15 protein-coding genes are annotated in these 15,402 nt (G+C 70.6%); 7 read left to right on the forward strand and 8 right to left on the reverse strand.

Going from position 1 to position 15,402, the window contains the following annotated elements:
* Positions 1–100: 100 nt before the first annotated feature.
* Together PXH83_RS01775 and PXH83_RS01780 are read right to left on the reverse strand one after the other, a co-directional pair.
* The gene (locus PXH83_RS01775) at positions 101–1,519 is read right to left on the reverse strand and encodes a HEAT repeat domain-containing protein (RefSeq protein ID WP_274555865.1); all 1,419 of its coding nucleotides are present in this window, start codon (positions 1,517–1,519) and stop codon (positions 101–103) included.
* 267 nt (positions 1,520–1,786) lie between these two features.
* A complete protein-coding gene (locus PXH83_RS01780; RefSeq protein WP_274555868.1) occupies positions 1,787–2,179 on the reverse strand; it encodes an ankyrin repeat domain-containing protein in 393 nt (130 codons plus the stop codon).
* A gap of 261 nt (positions 2,180–2,440) precedes the next feature.
* Here PXH83_RS01780 and PXH83_RS01785 point away from each other — a divergent pair, with 261 nt between their 5' ends.
* Positions 2,441–2,635 (forward strand): hypothetical protein, encoded by a 195-nt coding sequence (locus PXH83_RS01785; RefSeq protein WP_018534760.1) that lies wholly within the window; start codon positions 2,441–2,443, stop codon positions 2,633–2,635.
* Positions 2,636–2,672: 37 nt separating this feature from the next.
* Entirely contained in the window at positions 2,673–4,343 is a 1,671-nt protein-coding gene (locus PXH83_RS01790) for a hypothetical protein (RefSeq protein WP_274555876.1), read from the forward strand.
* 53 nt (positions 4,344–4,396) lie between these two features.
* Here PXH83_RS01790 and PXH83_RS01795 read toward each other — a convergent pair whose 3' ends face one another.
* On the reverse strand, positions 4,397–5,902 hold the full coding sequence (locus PXH83_RS01795; protein ID WP_274555878.1) for an SCO1417 family PLP biosynthesis transcription factor: 1,506 nt from the start codon (positions 5,900–5,902) through the stop codon (positions 4,397–4,399).
* Positions 5,903–6,003: 101 nt separating this feature from the next.
* Here PXH83_RS01795 and yczE point away from each other — a divergent pair, with 101 nt between their 5' ends.
* From yczE to PXH83_RS01815, 4 genes are all read left to right on the forward strand, one after another.
* Entirely contained in the window at positions 6,004–6,651 is a 648-nt protein-coding gene (gene yczE, locus PXH83_RS01800; protein WP_274555880.1) for a membrane protein YczE, read from the forward strand.
* Complete coding sequence (locus PXH83_RS01805; RefSeq protein ID WP_420803207.1) at positions 6,651–7,412, forward strand: glycerophosphodiester phosphodiesterase family protein; 762 nt, start codon at positions 6,651–6,653, stop codon at positions 7,410–7,412. Before yczE ends, PXH83_RS01805 begins: the two co-directional genes overlap by 1 nt.
* Positions 7,413–7,466: 54 nt before the next feature.
* Positions 7,467–8,822 (forward strand): MFS transporter, encoded by a 1,356-nt coding sequence (locus tag PXH83_RS01810; RefSeq protein ID WP_274567615.1) that lies wholly within the window; start codon positions 7,467–7,469, stop codon positions 8,820–8,822.
* 255 nt (positions 8,823–9,077) lie between these two features.
* Positions 9,078–9,452 carry an RNA polymerase-binding protein RbpA gene (locus tag PXH83_RS01815; protein WP_003959706.1) on the forward strand — a complete coding sequence of 125 codons (375 nt, stop codon included), beginning with the start codon at positions 9,078–9,080 and terminating at the stop codon, positions 9,450–9,452.
* 170 nt (positions 9,453–9,622) lie between these two features.
* On the opposite strand, the gene fxsA is transcribed toward PXH83_RS01815, so the two are convergent.
* The 4 genes from fxsA to PXH83_RS01835 all read right to left on the reverse strand — a co-directional run bounded on the left by fxsA (position 9,623) and on the right by PXH83_RS01835 (position 13,692).
* Complete coding sequence (gene fxsA, locus PXH83_RS01820; protein ID WP_274555887.1) at positions 9,623–10,195, reverse strand: FxsA family membrane protein; 573 nt, start codon at positions 10,193–10,195, stop codon at positions 9,623–9,625.
* Between the two features lie 42 nt (positions 10,196–10,237).
* The gene (locus PXH83_RS01825) at positions 10,238–11,008 is read right to left on the reverse strand and encodes a polyprenol monophosphomannose synthase (protein ID WP_274555889.1); all 771 of its coding nucleotides are present in this window, start codon (positions 11,006–11,008) and stop codon (positions 10,238–10,240) included.
* 558 nt (positions 11,009–11,566) lie between these two features.
* Complete coding sequence (locus tag PXH83_RS01830) at positions 11,567–13,207, reverse strand: amidohydrolase (protein ID WP_274555891.1); 1,641 nt, start codon at positions 13,205–13,207, stop codon at positions 11,567–11,569.
* A gap of 44 nt (positions 13,208–13,251) precedes the next feature.
* Positions 13,252–13,692, reverse strand: coding sequence for an Lrp/AsnC family transcriptional regulator (locus tag PXH83_RS01835; RefSeq protein ID WP_028814025.1), 441 nt, complete (start codon positions 13,690–13,692; stop codon positions 13,252–13,254).
* A 203-nt stretch (positions 13,693–13,895) separates the two neighbouring features.
* Between PXH83_RS01835 and PXH83_RS01840 the strand changes: the two genes are divergently transcribed.
* On the forward strand, positions 13,896–14,291 hold the full coding sequence (locus tag PXH83_RS01840) for a hypothetical protein (protein ID WP_274555898.1): 396 nt from the start codon (positions 13,896–13,898) through the stop codon (positions 14,289–14,291).
* A 2-nt stretch (positions 14,292–14,293) separates the two neighbouring features.
* On the opposite strand, the gene PXH83_RS01845 is transcribed toward PXH83_RS01840, so the two are convergent.
* The gene (locus PXH83_RS01845; RefSeq protein WP_274555900.1) at positions 14,294–15,394 is read right to left on the reverse strand and encodes a phosphotransferase family protein; all 1,101 of its coding nucleotides are present in this window, start codon (positions 15,392–15,394) and stop codon (positions 14,294–14,296) included.
* Between the last annotated feature and the right edge of the window lie 8 nt (positions 15,395–15,402).

Raw genomic sequence — 15,402 nt, forward strand, 5'->3', positions numbered from 1 at the left:
GGAACGTCCTATGAGCGTTTGGCCCCCGTGCCCGTAGCCCGCTCGCCGCCGGGCCGAGGCCGGCCCTTAGCGCCCGCTCGGCGCCCCCCGTAGCGCCCGCTCAGAGAGCGGGCGCGTCGGGCCCGATCCTGCTGCGTACGGCGGTCTGTACCTCGGCCTCCTCGGCCGGGTCGGCGGCCAGTCGCCGCAGTCTCTCCGCCACGCGTGCGTCGCCTGTCTCGGCGTGAAGTGCCGCGACTTCTCTGGTGGTTTCCTCGCAGTCCCACAGGCACTCGACGGCGAAGCCCGTGGCGTAGGAGGGGTCGGTAGCGGCCAGGGCGCGCGCCGCGCGGCCGCGCAGGTGCGAGGAGGCGGTCTCCCGGTAGATGTGTCGCAGTACGGGTGCGGCGGCACAGATGCCGAGCCGGCCCGCCCCGTCGACCAGGGTCCACAGGAGCGGTGCGTCCGGCCCGTCGGACCGTACGGTCTCCCGCAGCGCGCCGAGTACGAGCGGGGCGTCCTGTGCCCCGCCCCGGCAGGCGAGCACGCCGGCCGCCGATGCGCCGAGGGTGTCGGGACGGTGGACCCACCCACGGGCCCGGTCCACCGCGTCGTCGCCGCACATCCGCTCGAAGGCGGCGACCGCGGCGTCCGCGACCGTACGTGAGAGGTCCTGCGCGCCCGCTTCGATCAGGTCGAGGACGGCAGGGTCCCGTGATTCAGCGAGGTAGTGCAGCGCGGTGCTGCGCGCCCCGTCCTGGCCGCTGCGGGCGGCCTCGACGATCGCCGCGCGGTCGGAGGGTCCCGCCACGGCGGTCAGACATCGGGCGGCCGGCACATGGAGCGGCGTACCCCGGTCGAGGCCCTGCTGTGCCCAGTCGAATACGGCCTGGACGCTCCAGCCGGGGCGGGGCCCGGTCGGCCGCATCTGTCGTTGCCAGCGGTCGAACGATCCCCGCTCGCCCGCCGCCCGCACTCGGGCGCCGACCGTTTCGCGCGGATCCTCCGCCCACAGGCGCCAGGGCCGGGGCTCGTAGGCGTCCCGTACGGCGGCGGCCAGTTCGGCCTCGCCCTGCGGGGTCGCGGGGAATCGGTCGAGGACGGGCACGGCGAGGCCGCGCAGTCCGGCGTCGTCGTCGCGCAGGGCGAGCTCGTCCAAGGCCCAGGCCCAGTTGGCACCGGTCCTGGCATACCGCCGCAGCAGCACGAGGGCGTCGTTCCTGCCGTACGAGGCGAGGTGGCCGAGGACGGCGAGTGCGAGGCCGGTTCTGGCCTCGTCGGAGTCGACGAGGTCCTCGGGGTGGAAGAGGTGCTGCTCGATCGATTCGAGCCCACCGTCGAGATCCAGATAGAGGCGCGCGTAGTACAGGGAGCGGTTCTCGACCTGCCAGTCGTGGCGGGGGTCGTCGAGAACACAGTGGCTGAGGGCCGCGAGCGCTTCGGAGCGGGGCGCGGCAAGCGCGTGCAGCGTGCCGTCGCCGCGGCCCCTCTGCAGGAGGCCGAGCAAGGTGCCGCTCGGCGCTATGACTGGATCGAACATGGGAAAAGCCTCACATCAAGCTGTCGACGCAACCGGGGACGTGCCGTGTCTAGGCCGCGCGACAACATGTCCGGCCGTCCGTCGTCGTCTCGTGCTCGGTGTAGACCATTTTCCTCTGCCTCTCGTCGGTGGGCCCGGAGCGGGCCCGCTCACATTCCCGTGGTCCGGCAACTTCTGCCCTTACCTCGTGCATGTGAATCCGACGTCATGATGACCCAGCCATTTCGCCGACGCGACCACATTTACGGCGCCCCGCGGCGGCGGCGCTCACTGGGCGCCGAACAGCTCCAGCACGTCCTTCTTGTCGAACATGCGCGCCGTGTCCAGCGCTGACGGCGTTCCGGCGGCCGGGTCGGCCCCGCCGCTCAGGAGGGCGCGGATCACCGCGTCCTCGCCCTTGAAGACCGCGCCGGCGAGCGGCGTCTGGCCGCGGTCGTTGGCCCGGTCCGGGTCGGCGCCGCGGGCGAGCAGCGCGTCCACCGCCGCCGCGTGGCCGTGGTAGGCGGCGAGCATCACGAGGGAGTCACCCCGGTCGTTGGTGAGGTTCGCGGATACGCCTGCGTCGACGTACGCGGCAAGCGCCTCGGCCTCTCCCTGGCGTGCCAGGTCGAAGATCTTCGTAGCCAGTTCGACCACTTCGGGATCCGGGGTTTCGCTCATCGGACGGACCGCCCTCCTCTGCCGTTCACTGCTGTGACCTGTGCGTACGGCAGCAGCGCCGTACGAGTGAATCGTCAGGGTACTGCCCGTCGGACGACATGACCCGGCCCACCTGCGGCAAAGATCCACGCGAGCGGACCAAGATCGGCCAGTCCAGTGAAAAAACCGACAAGTAACCCATTTGCACCTTTTGCCGTATAGATACATGCTGTGAGCCTGGAAGAACTCAGGGTGACTGTCCCCATCAACCAGGAGACCCACATGATCCTGTCCATCTCAGGCGTCGTGCTGCTTGGAATCATCGTCTTTCTGTTCTTTCGGAAAGACGGCCTCAAGGCGTCCCACGCGCTCGTCTGCGCACTGTTCGGCTTCTACCTCGCGGGTACGGCGATCGCCCCGAGTATCAAGGCAGGGGGCGCCAGCCTCGCCAGCCTTCTGGGCGGGATCAAGTTCTGACCTGCCGTAACCGCTTCAACACATCCAGGAGACCGAAGTGGCCCGGCGAATTCGTCCACTCCCCCGCATTCTGAGCAGCGGCAGTGCTTCGATCACCCGCAGTCGCGAGATCGCGCGCACTGCAGCCGACAGCGCCACCGACGTCCTCCATCCGCTCATCGTCATCACCCGTGGCCTGCGGCAGCTGACCGCCGCCGGCCGGCGCAAATGGACCGATACGCCCAAGGAGCGGCGTGGTTCCGCGCTATTTCTGGTGGCGGCGATCGTCCTGGTGGTCGCGCTCATCCCGTACGGGCCGCTGCTCGCCCTGATTACGGTGATGGGCGCGGCCGCCTGGAAGGGACGGGGATACATCGCGGTGCACGCCGGTCCCAACCCGGCCGAGACCGACCGGCTCCGCGCCATTTACGAAGCGCTCGTCCCGTACTTCTCGGTGGCCGACGACCCCAGCCCTCTGTTCGCCCACGGCGGCGAGTGGGACAAGGCCTTCTGCGAGTACGCCTTCGAGGACGGACGGCTCGTCCGGCTCCTCGTGCAGTACCCGGCGCACTTCACCGACGGCGAAGCCGCGAGCCGCCGGCGCATCGAGCAGCTCCTGCACGCCAAGTCGGGCCGCGGCCGCGAGTACCACTTCGACTGGGACGAGGAGGGCAACCTGCTGCTCATGACGGTGCTCCCCGGACTCCCCACCTCCATCGCGGCACAGCGTTTCGTCACCGCACCCGGTGAGACCGTGCTGGGCTTCACCGACGCCGACGCGGTCCAGCGCACCGTGCCGGTCACTCACGGAGACAAGACGAATGACGCTCCCCCGGTGATCTGGCGGACGGGTACGCGCTCGACGGAGCCGCACCTTCTCGTCGTCGGACAGCCCGGGAGCGGTACGACCAGTCTGCTGCGCTCGATCGCACTGCAGGCCCTCCAGCACGGCGACGTCGTGATCGTCGAGGGCAGCGGCACCGGCGAGTACGCCTGCCTCACCGGGCGCAGAGGCGTACTGGCCGTCGAATGCGGCCTGGCAGGGGCGCTGGCCAGCCTGGAGTGGGCCGCGCACGAGACGGAGCGGCGGCTCATCGCCTCGAACCGGGCCCGCCAGGCGGGGCATCCGGCGCCCGACGACACCAGACGGCCGCTGTGGGTCCTGCTGGACCGGCCGAGCGTCTTCGGTCATCTGGCCGCGGCCGACGGCCGCACCGACCCCCAGGAGCTGCTCCAAGTGCCACTGCGGCACGGCAGGGCCGCGAATGTGACGGTGGTGGTGGCCGAGCAGTTCGACACGATGGAAGCCCTCAGCGAGAGCGTACGGACGCACACGCGCGCCCGTGCGGTGCTCGGCCCGGCAACCCCCGCCCAGGTGGAAGCCGTACTGGGAGCGCCGCCGCACACCACACCGACCCGCGACGTGCCGCCCGGCCGGGGCTACGCGCGGCTGGGCACCGGGCCTGTGATGCGGCTCCAGGTCCCGGCGACGCCCGACCCCTACGACGACGCGACGAGCGAGGCGCACCGGCAGGCCGTACTCGACCTGCTCCCCGAGTACCAGGTACCGCCGGAGCTGGAGCCTGAGCTGGAGCCTGAGCTGGAGCCTGAGCTGGAGTCGGAGCTGGAGCCGGAGCCGCCCGAGCCGCGGCCCGGCCCGGGACGTCAGACTCCGGCCCAGGGCCAGGCCCCGGTCCACGGACCGGAACCGGTGCCTGCCGAGGGCTGAGCCCCCGGCAAGCGACCTCTCAAGCCTCCCGAGCGGCCTCCTCCGACGACCTGTCAGGCGACGAAGGTCCGCGGCGTTTCCGAACCGGAGCTCGCCCCGCTCTCCACCAGCCTCGCGGCCGCCGCCAGACGCACCGCGGCCTCGTCCGCCACCGGGCCGCTCACGGTGAACGGCAGCCGCACATACCCCTCGAAGGCCCCGTCGACACCGAAACGCGGCCCTGAAGGCACCCGTACGCCGACCCGCTCGCCCATCTCTGCCAGCCGGGATCCGGAAAGCCCGCCGGTACGGACCCAGAGCGTAAGCCCGCCGCGCGGCACGTCGAACTCCCAGTCGGGCAGCTCCCTGCGAACCGCCGCCACGAGCGCGTCGCGGTTCTCCCGTGCCTGGGTACGGCGGATGTCCACGGCCTGCTCCCAACCGCCCGTGCTCATCAGCCAGGTGACGGCCAGCTGTTCGAGAACCGGCGTCCCGAGGTCGGCGTACGCGCGCGCCGCCACCAGACTGCGGATCACGTCGGGCGACGCCCGGACCCAGCCGATGCGCATGCCCGCCCAGAACGCCTTGCTCGCGGAGCCCACCGTCAGGACCGTGCTGCCCGCCGGGTCGAAGGCACAGACCGGCCGCGGCATGCCGACGCCCTCGTCCAGGTCCAGGGACAGCTCCGACATGGTCTCGTCGACGACGAGTACGGTCCCTGCCGAGCGCGCCGCGTCGACGAGACCGCGACGCTGCTCGTCGTCGGCCAGGGCGCCGGTCGGGTTGTGGAAGTCCGCGACGACGTACGCGAGACGGGGGGCGGCGTCGCGCATGACCTGGCGCCAGCGCGGCAGGTCCCAGCCCGAGAGCCCTTCGGCCATGGCGACGGGCACCAGGCGGGCGCCCGCCTCGCGCATGAGCTGAAGGATGTTGGCGTACGACGGCGACTCGACGGCGATGCGTTCGCCGCGGCCCGCGAAGAGATGGCAGATCGCGTCGATCGCACCCATCGCACCCGTGGTCACCATGATCTGCTCGGGCATCGTGGGGATGCCGCGCGCGGTGTAGCGGTCGGCGAGCATCTCGCGCAGCGCGGGCAGGCCCGCCGGGTAGTCGCCGTGGGTGTGCGCGTACGGCGGCAGCTCCTCCAGGGCGCCCTGGACCGCGCGCGTGAGCCACGGCTCGGGCGCGGGCAGGGCGGCGCAGCCGAGGTCGATCACCGAGCCGAGGGACTCGGGCGGCAGGGGTTCGAGGCCCCGGGCGGGCAGCGGATTTCCGGCCGGGACGGCGGTCCAGCTGCCTGCTCCCCTGCGCGACTCCAGGAAGCCCTCCGCGCGCAGCGCCTCGTAGGCCGCGGCCACGGTCGTACGGCTGACGGCCAGCGCCACGGCGAGCTCGCGCTCGGCGGGGAGCCGGGCAGCGACCGGAACGCGCCCTTCCAGGACGAGCAGCCTTATGCCGTCGGCGAGGGCCCGGTAGGCCGGCGGCTTGCGCGTACCGGGCCCCGCGGGGCGGGGCTGCTGGGCGTTGAGCTGCCTGGCGAGCTGAGCCGCCCCGACCGCTGAAGTCCACTGAGCCATGATTTCCAGTCCACCTAACCCGAATTGGCCATGGATGGCATCTCCTGCCAAGCCACAGGGTGTCACGTGTCGGTCCACCAGCACTACCCAGGGAGCACTCCTTGTCCAGAGAACTCACCCGTCGGCTGATTCAGCTGTACGTCGGTCTGGTGCTGTACGGAGTGAGTTCGGCGGTCCTCGTACGGGCCGGCCTCGGCCTCGAACCCTGGGGAGTGCTGCACCAGGGGCTCGCCGAACGGACCGGGATGACGATCGGAGTCGTGTCGATCATCGTGGGCGCCGCGGTCCTGCTGCTCTGGATCCCGGCCCGGCAGCGTCCGGGCCTCGGCACCGTTTCCAACGTCGTGGTGATCGGCATCGCGATGGACGGCACCCTGGCCCTCGTGCCGGACGTGCACGGACTGGCCGGGCAGATTCCGCTGATGCTCGGCGGCGTCGCGCTCAACGGGCTGGCGACCGGCCTGTACATCGCCGCCCGCTTCGGGCCGGGTCCGCGCGACGGGCTGATGACCGGGCTTCACCGGCTCACCGGGCGTTCCATCCGGCTCGTGCGTACCGCCATAGAGGTCGCCGTCGTCGCCGCCGGTTTCGTCCTCGGCGGCTCGGTCGGCGCCGGGACCGTTGTCTACGCCCTCGCGATCGGACCGCTCGCGCAGTTCTTCCTGCGTTTCTTCGCCGTCCCCTCGCCGGGCTCCCGCAGTACGGTCGTCGCCACGCATACACAGGAACGCGCAATAATCCCCCGGTGATTCGCGTACGCCATCCCTATCTGGACCACCCCGCTCCGATCGCCTTCGCGCACCGTGGCGGGGCCGGTGACGGTCTTGAGAACACGGCGGCGGCCTTCAGGCGCGCTGCCGGGTCCGGGTACCGCTACTTCGAGACCGATGTGCACGCCACGGCGGACGGCCGGCTCGTCGCGTTCCACGACGCGACCCTCGATCGGGTGACGGACGTGCGCGGGCGCATCGCCGCGCTGCCCTGGAGGGACGTCAGCCGGGCGCGCGTGGCGGGCACCGAACCGCTGCCCCTCTTCGAGGAACTGCTGGAGGAGTTCCCGGACGCCCGCTGGAATGTGGACATCAAGGCGGAGCCCGCCCTGGGCCCGCTGGTCGACCTGGTCCGCAGGACCGGGGCCTGGGACCGGGTGTGCGTCGGGTCGTTCAACGAGAACCGCGTCGCCAGGGCGCAGCGCCTCGCCGGTCCCCGCCTCGCCACCTCGTACGGCACCACAGGCGTCCTGGGCCTGTGGCTGCGCGCACGCTCGGTGCCCGCCACCCTGCGCCGCAGCGCCGTATGCGCTCAGGTTCCCGAGGTACAGAACGGCATCAGGGTGGTCGACCACCGCTTGGTACGGACGGCGCACGCCCTCGGCCTGCAGGTCCACGTCTGGACCATCAACGATCCGGGCCGGATGACGGCGCTCCTCGACCTCGGCGTGGATGGCATCATGACGGATCACATCGAGACGTTGCGCACGGTGCTGACCGAGCGGGGTGCCTGGAACTGACCCGCCCGCCCCGTGGCCCGCACCGGCACGGGGACGAGCGTAGGGGGGCGCACGGTGAGAACTGACACCGTGGATCGCACGGACGGGGCCACCGGCCGCAAACGCGAGCAACAGGGCTGGTATTTCTACGATTTCGCCTGCTCCGTCTACTCGACGAGCGTGCTCACCGTCTTCCTCGGCCCCTACCTGACGACGGTCGCCAAGGCGGCCGCCGACGCCGAGGGCTTCGTCCATCCGCTGGGCATCCCGGTGCGGGCCGGCTCTCTCTTCGCGTACACCGTCTCTGTATCGGTCGTTGTGGCCGTTCTGGTCATGCCTCTGGTGGGCGCGGTCGCGGACCGTACGGGCAGAAAGAAGCCGCTGCTCGCCGCCGCCGCGTACCTGGGGGCGACCGCTACAGCGGGCATGTTCTTCCTGGACGGGGAGCGCTATCTGCTGGGTGCGTTCCTGCTGATCGTCGCCAACGCTTCCCAGTCCGTCGCGATGGTGCTCTACAACGCCTATCTCCCTCAGATCGCCGAGCCGGAGGAGCGCGACAGAGTCTCGTCACGGGGCTGGGCGTTCGGCTACACATCGGGCGCCTTCGTCCTCGTCCTCAATCTCGTCCTCTATTCCGGCCATGAGAGCTTCGGGATTTCGGAGGGGACCGCAGTACGGATCTGCCTCGCTTCAGCCGGTCTGTGGTGGGGCGCCTTTACGCTCGTACCCCTGCGCCGGCTGCGCGACCGCAGGGTGGAGCGGAGCGAGCCGCAGGCCGCGGGCCGGGTCGGTGCGGGGTGGCGCCAGCTGGTCGCGACGATCAAGGACATGCGCCGCCATCCGCTGACGCTGTCCTTCCTGCTGGCCTATCTGGTCTACAACGACGGTGTACAGACGGTCATTTCGCAGGCCTCGATCTACGGGTCCGAGGAGCTGGGCCTCGACCAGACCACGCTCATCACCGCCATCCTGCTGGTGCAGGTGCTCGCGGTGGCGGGCGCGCTGGGCATGGGCCGGCTGGCTCAGCGCTTCGGAGCCAAGCGCACGATCCTCGGCTCCCTCGCCGCCTGGACGCTGACGATCGGCGCGGGCTACTTCCTGCCGGCCGGGGCTCCGGTCTGGTTCTTCGCCCTGGCGTCGGCGATCGGGCTGGTGCTGGGCGGCAGCCAGGCCCTGTCCCGCTCGCTCTTCTCCCATCTGGTGCCGCGCGGCAAGGAGGCCGAATACTTCTCGGCCTACGAGATGAGCGACCGGGGAATGAGCTGGCTGGGGCCGCTGGTCTTCGGCCTCGCGTACCAGCTGACCGGCAGTTATCGGGATGCGATCATCTCTCTCGTGGCCTTCTTCGCGCTGGGCTTCGTACTGCTCGCACGGGTGCCCGTACGGCGGGCCGTGGAGGCGGCTGGAAACCCCGTACCGGAGCGGATTTAGTGCTTGAAGTGAAAGGCCGGTAGTGTACGCCTTTGGCCTGCCAGGCGGACCGTTACTGCGCGCTCGGACATCGACAACGCTGGGTGACATCTGCTGCCAGAAGTGACAAACCGGGCACTGGTGGGTACAACAAGGGGCGGCACGACGGGCGACGCATGACCCGCAACGGGAATCTTTACCGCCGACCGGACGTTGACCGGATGACGACGACAGCGACACCTGTCCTGTGGGCGACAAGCCCGGGAGGCACGATTCATGAGTGAGCGAGCTCTCCGCGGCACGCGACTTGTGGTTACCAGCTACGAGACGGACCGCGGCATCGATCTGGCCCCGCGCCAGGCGGTGGAGTACGCATGCCAGAACGGACATCGATTTGAGATGCCGTTCTCGGTTGAGGCAGAAATTCCGCCGGAGTGGGAGTGCAAGGCGTGTGGCGCCCAGGCACTCCTTGTAGACGGCGACGGGCCTGAGGAGAAGAAGGGCAAGCCCGCGCGTACGCATTGGGACATGCTCATGGAGAGGCGCACCCGCGAGGAGCTCGAAGAGGTCCTGGCCGAGAGGCTTGCGGTACTGCGTTCAGGCGCCATGAACATTGCGGTGCATCCGCGGGACAGCCGCAAGTCCGCGTAATGCTTCGGCGTTGCGCCTGACGGCAGTCAGCACAACGGCAAGAGCCGCGGGGGTGTGACACAGCGAGTCTGTGTCACACCCCCGCGGCTCTTGTTTCATTTCCGGCCCGTGATCTCCGGGCCCATGGTCCTGGCCCAAGATCCTTGTCCCGATCGCGCCTGATCACCTGATCACGGGGCGATCGGCGGCCTGGGTCCGTCGTCCCGGCGCGGCGCGGGCGCCCCGTCCTCCCTGATGACCTCACCCTGTACGACCTTGCCGTCCGGGCGGTGAATACGGGCCTGCTGGAAGGCGTCGCCCAGGCTGCCGGGAGTCGCCGCGCGCATCCTGCGCTCCAGCGACCGTTCGGCGTACCTGCCGAGCAGCGAGCGGACGGGCGGCACGAGGAACAGCAGCCCCGCCACGTCAGAGATCAGTCCGGGCAGCATCAGCAGCAGGCCGCCCAGCATCAGGAAGCCATTGCCGCTGCTGCCCTCGCGCTGGGCCGGCGTCACGCCCGACTGCTGCTGCTGGAGGGTCTCGGTGAGGTTCTTGAAGGCGCGGCGGCCGGCCCGCTTGATAACCACGGCGCCGAGCACGACGCCCGCGATCAGCAACGCCAGGACGGTGAGTCCGCCGGCGGCGTCGGCCACTACGGTCAGCAGCCAGATCTCAAGCACCAGCCAGACGGCGACGCCAAGAGGTGCGAAGGTGCGGGCGCGCGAGCGCCCGGGAGCTGTCGGGGTCGGTGAGCCGGTCGTCATGCCTCCAGTGTGCCTGGCGGGGCGCCTGGACGGCGTAAGAGATCAGGAGGAGGGCTTGCGGCCCAGGAGTTTGTTCGCCCGGGAGCCGATGCCCCAGGCGGTCACCCGCCACAGCGCCTCGACGACGATGTCACGGCTCATCTTGCTGTCGCCCAGTTCACGTTCCACAAAGGTGATGGGCACTTCGACGACGTTGTATCCGGCTTCGACCGCGCGGCGGGCGAGATCGACCTGGAAGCAGTACCCCTGGGACGCGACCTCTTCGAGCCCGAGCCCTTCCAGGGTCTCCGCTCGGAAGGCCCGGAAGCCGCCCGTGACGTCGCGGATCGGGACACCGAGGAGCACCCGCGAGTACGTGCTGCCGCCGCGGGAGAGCATCTCGCGGTGCTTGGGCCAGTTGACGACGCGGCCACCGGGCACCCAGCGCGAGCCGAGGACCAGGTCGGCGCCCTTGAGGGCGGTCAGCAGGCGGGGCAGTTCCTCGGGCTGGTGGGAGCCGTCGGCGTCCATTTCCACGAGTACGCCGTAACCGTGCTCGATGCCCCAGCGGAAGCCCGCCAGGTAGGCCGCACCCAGCCCCTCCTTGCCCTTGCGGTGCAGGACGTGGACCTGGTCGTCGCCGACCGCGATCTCGTCCGCGATCTTGCCGGTGCCGTCGGGGCTGTTGTCGTCGGCCACGAGGACGTGCGCGTCGGGCACCGCGGAGCGCACCCGGGAGACGATCGGCTTGATGTTCTCGGCCTCGTTGTAGGTCGGAATGATCACCAAGGCTCTGCCGAGCGGGCCGTAACGCCTCTGACCGCCGTCGTTCACTGCTGCCCCTTAATGTCCGTACACAGATGCACCACCATAGCGATCGTGCTCCGCGGGCCCGCACGGAAGGCTTCCCGATACCGGGGAAACCGGGGAAATCGGGGAAAACAGAAATTCGTTTCTGCGGATCGGGGCCCGGCGTCCTTCGGGCCGACCTCGGACCCGCCGGCTGCGGGTCGGCCGAGAGCCGTTGTCTACTGAACATCCGGGCCCCACCCGGGTCACACCCTCCCCCGAGCTCGCGAGAGCAGGAGGGGACACCCTCCCGGCTGAAACCTTCCCTCGCCCCCGAGGCGCGGGCGCTGAACCTGGCTCCGAGTGCTGGTGCGCCCGTGCGGCACACCACCCCATGACCCAGCGGCGTTCGACGACTGCGTGGAGGTTTGCCGGTCGGACATCCTGCGGTGGACTCGGCCGAACCTACCCGCCGCTGGCCGCTTTCTGTCAACAGTCGTGTGACCTGCGGTGTTTGCCCAAATCACCAGGTCAGTGCCGAAGATACGCAAGTGGCAGGAAGACCCCTGGGAACACCGATCGGCGGTACGCGCCCCGCGCACATCACTCGTCCGGGTGTACGAAAACTGTTTGTCCGAAAACCACCGTACGCAGACAGACCGGGAGTTCGGCGCCCGGAGTGAGATCGGGCAGGCCGGGCGTACCGGAGCGCGGGTCGGTCGACCAGCGGGCCACCCGGTCGTCCGGGGCCTGCACCACGAGTTCGTCCGCCCGCCAGACCGCATAGTCGGCGGGAGCTCCGGGCACGAGCGTGCCCGCGTCGTCGCGGCCGACTGCCCGCCAGCCGCCGCGCGTGTGCGCGGTGAAGGCGGCGCGTACGGACACCCGGTGCTCGGGCGTGCGATGGAAGGCCGCCGCCCGGACAGTGCCCCACGGGTCGAGCGGAGTGACCGGGCTGTCGGAGCCGAAGGCCAGCGGCACGCCGGCGCGCAGCAGGTCGGCGTACGGGTTGAGCGTACGGGCCCGCTCGACGCCCAGGCGCTGCGCGTACATCCCTTCGTCGCCGCCCCAGGCCGCGTCGAAAGCGGGCTGGACAGAGGCAGTCAGTCCCAGGTCGGCGAAGGCCGCGATGGTGGCCGGGGTGAGCATCTCGGCGTGCTCGACGCGGTGGCGGGCGGCGCGGATCCGGGCGAGGCCGAGCTTCTGCGCCGAGGCGCGCACGCCGTCGACGACGGAGCTGATCGCGGCATCACCGATGGCGTGGAAGCCCGCCTGCAGTCCGGCCTCCGTGCAGGCGGTGACGTGGGCGGCGACGGCCGCGGCATCGAGGTGGGCGGTGCCGGTGTGCGCGGCGTCGGCGTACGGGGCGTGCAGGCAGGCCGTGTGGGAGCCGAGCGAGCCGTCGACGAAGAGGTCTCCGGCCGCGCCGATCGCGCCGAGTTCCCGGATCCGCTCGGCGTCCTTCGCATCTGCGACGCGTTCCGCCCAGTAGCCGAAGACTCGCGGACCCGGCTCCTCGGCGGCCAGCTTCAGCAGGCCGGTGAAGTCCTGCTCGTCGGAGATCTCGGGGCCCGCGCACTCGTGGACCGTACCGATGCCGAGCGACGCGGCGCGGGCGAGCGCCGCGCGCTGCGCCTCGGCGCGCTGCTGAGGCGTGACGGCGCCGTGGGCGGCGGCGCGTACGGCGTGGTGGGCGGCGGCCGTGAGCGGGGCGTCCGGGTGGTAGCCGGTCAGCGCTGTGACGCCGGGGACGAGGTCGAGGAGGGCAGTGGTGACGACGGCCGAGTGGACGTCGACCCGGGGCAGGTACAGCGGCCGTCCGCCCGCCGCTTCGTCGAGTTCGCCGCGGGACGGGGGGCGCTGCTCGGGCCAGCGGGTGGCGTCCCAGCCGTGGCCGAGAAGAATCTGGCCGGCCGGAGTGGCCGCGGCATGGGCCCGTACGAGATCCAGCGCGTCGGCGAGGGAGCGCGCGCCGGACAGGTCGAGGCCGGTGAGGGCGAGACCGGTGGACGTGGTGTGCACATGTGCGTCCGTGAAGGCGGGGGTGACCAGGGCGCCTTCGAGGTCGATCACCTCGTCGACACCCGAGGCGAAGGCGTCGGCCGCGCCTTCGGAGCCGACCCAGGCGACGTGTCCCCGCTCGACGACCATCGCGGTGGCGAAGGGGTCGGCGGGGCTGTGGACGTCTCCACCGCGCAGCAGCACGGTGCGGTGTTCGGCCCGGGGGGCGTTGTGCTCGGTCATGGGGACCAGTCTCGCCCCTCGGACGGGGTGTTCTGTGCCCGGGGTCAGACCTGCGGCGGGCGGGCCTCGTACGGGGTGGAGAGGACCACGGTCGTACGGGTGGACACGCCGGCCAAGGAGCGGATGCGGGTCAGCAGGTGCTCCAGTTCGAGCGGGGTGGCGACGCGCACCTTGAGGATGTAGTTCTCTTCGCCCGCCACGCTGTGGCACGCCTCGATCTCGGGGACGCCCGCGAGGCGTTCCGAGATGTCGTCGGGGGCGCTGGGGTCGAACGGTTTCACCGAGATGAACGCGGTGAGCGGCAGCCCGACGGCCTCGGGGTCGACAACGGCGGCATAGCCGCGGATGACGCCCCGCTGTTCGAGCCGGCGCACCCGCTGGTGCACGGCCGACGTGGACAGGCCCGTGGCCTTGCCCAGGTCGGTGTAGCTCATCCGCCCGTCCTTGACGAGCAAATCCACGATCTGACGATCCAGCTCCTCCATAGCGGATCAACCTATGCCCCTGAGCGCTCCAGGCACAGCCTGGGGCTCCCCCGGCGGGCACCTGCGGGCGGCATGTGACGAATGCCACAGGCCTGCGACCGTGTCCACGGCGGCTGCGCGGTTACCGCGCGTGTGCGGCGGGAATTGGTTGCTGTGGTCGAGGCCGCAGCGCCTTGTCGGCCCACCCGAGGGGGAGTGTCTCCATGCAGAGCCTGAAGCGCACCGGACGTACTGAACCGGAGCCTGTTGAATCCGTCGACGACGATGATCTTCTCGACGACTACGACACTTTTGAGATGTACCGGGTGATCTGCCCGGACTGTGTCCAGCCGATCGCGCTGCTGGCGGACGAGACCGTCCTGCCCGAGCACGCGAAGTGCCCCACTCCGTGGAACCCGTTCGTGCTCACGGCATGCGCGGGCACCGGCCGCCCGGCGGCGGACGCGAAGCCCGCCGACGAGACACTGGAGGTCCAGGAGCAGGACACCGCACTGCTGTTGACGCTCCCTCAGGAGCTGGACTGGCGGACGCAGCCCTTCTCGCACGTCGGCGGTCCGGGCTCGCGTCCCGTCAAGGCGCAGCTGCGGCACGCTGCCTGAAGTCAGGGCTCACTCCAGTACGTTCCCCGGACCATCGCGTCGAGCGACGCCCGGTGCAGGATCATCGCGTCCGGGTCCGCGGGAACCAGGACCTCACCGAAGTGCACCTGCCGGTAGGCGACGCGCAGCATCACGACGGCGTGCCGCAGGGCGGCGTACAGCGTGTAGAACTCCATGTCGCGGGGCGTGTGGCCGGTCAGTTCGGCGTAACGCCTCTCGACGGAGTCGCGGCGCAGGAAGTCCGGCAGGCCCGGCTGGCCGAAACTCACCGTGAGGTCCTGGAAGAAGCGGTGGAGATAGACCGTCCAGCCGAGGTCGACCTCGCGCGGGGCGACGGCCGCCATCTCCCAGTCGAGTACGGCCGCCGGCTCGAAGCCGTCGTAGATGACGTTTCCGATGCGTGCGTCGCCCCAGTTGAGCACCGGTTCGCCCTCGTCGTCGGGCCAGTGCTCCGCCAGCCAGTCGAAGCCGCGCTCGATGAGCGGGGAGGCGGGCAGCCCTGCCACTACCCAGTCGTAGTAGGCGCGTTGGGCCTCGACATGGCGGCGCAGTGCGCTTCCCTCACCGGGCGCGGCAAGGAATTCCGCCTCCTTCACGGGAAATTGGTCGTGCAGCCGGGCGATCAGCGAGACCGAGGCCTCTTCGAGGCGGGCGCGCTGCGCGTCGGTGGCGGAGTGCAGCCAGTTCCCTTCGTACGTATAGGGCATGACGTCCGGCGGCACACGGCCCTCGGCGCGCTCCATGACGAAGAAGGGCGCCCCCAGCGGCTCAGGGTCCTCCTCCAGCCAGAGCACACAGGGCACGGGCAGATCCGTGTGCTCCGCGACCAGGCTCATGGTGCGGTGCTGGCGAGCCATGTCGTACGTGGGAAAGATGGTGTACGCGTCCGGGTCGGCGGCCAGCCGCAACGCACAGGCGCGCAGGGGCGGTTCGGGGTGCTCGATGTCGAAGAGCAGGGTCTCGCTCGACATGCCGTTGGACTCGGGGACGCTGACGCCCGTGACGTCGGCGCCGGGAAGCCGGGTGCCAAGCCAGGCGGTGAGCCGGCGGCCGAGTTCTCCGGGGTCGCGGGTGGTCGTGCGGGGGCGGGGCGCGGTGGCCATGGCGGTGC

This window comes from Streptomyces spiramyceticus, from assembly GCF_028807635.1.
In the GTDB taxonomy this organism is placed as follows: Bacteria; Actinomycetota; Actinomycetes; order Streptomycetales; family Streptomycetaceae; genus Streptomyces; species Streptomyces spiramyceticus.

Coding starts and splice junctions, on each gene's coding strand:
- PXH83_RS01775 (WP_274555865.1), bottom strand. CDS start 1,519: ATGTTCGATCCAGTCATAGCGCCGAGCGGCACCTTGCTCGGCCTCCTG.
- PXH83_RS01780 (WP_274555868.1), bottom strand. CDS start 2,179: ATGAGCGAAACCCCGGATCCCGAAGTGGTCGAACTGGCTACGAAGATC.
- PXH83_RS01785 (WP_018534760.1), top strand. CDS start 2,441: ATGATCCTGTCCATCTCAGGCGTCGTGCTGCTTGGAATCATCGTCTTT.
- PXH83_RS01795 (WP_274555878.1), bottom strand. CDS start 5,902: ATGGCTCAGTGGACTTCAGCGGTCGGGGCGGCTCAGCTCGCCAGGCAG.
- PXH83_RS01815 (WP_003959706.1), top strand. CDS start 9,078: ATGAGTGAGCGAGCTCTCCGCGGCACGCGACTTGTGGTTACCAGCTAC.
- fxsA (WP_274555887.1), bottom strand. CDS start 10,195: ATGACGACCGGCTCACCGACCCCGACAGCTCCCGGGCGCTCGCGCGCC.
- PXH83_RS01830 (WP_274555891.1), bottom strand. CDS start 13,207: ATGACCGAGCACAACGCCCCCCGGGCCGAACACCGCACCGTGCTGCTG.
- PXH83_RS01835 (WP_028814025.1), bottom strand. CDS start 13,692: ATGGAGGAGCTGGATCGTCAGATCGTGGATTTGCTCGTCAAGGACGGG.
- PXH83_RS01840 (WP_274555898.1), top strand. CDS start 13,896: ATGCAGAGCCTGAAGCGCACCGGACGTACTGAACCGGAGCCTGTTGAA.
- PXH83_RS01845 (WP_274555900.1), bottom strand. CDS start 15,394: ATGGCCACCGCGCCCCGCCCCCGCACGACCACCCGCGACCCCGGAGAA.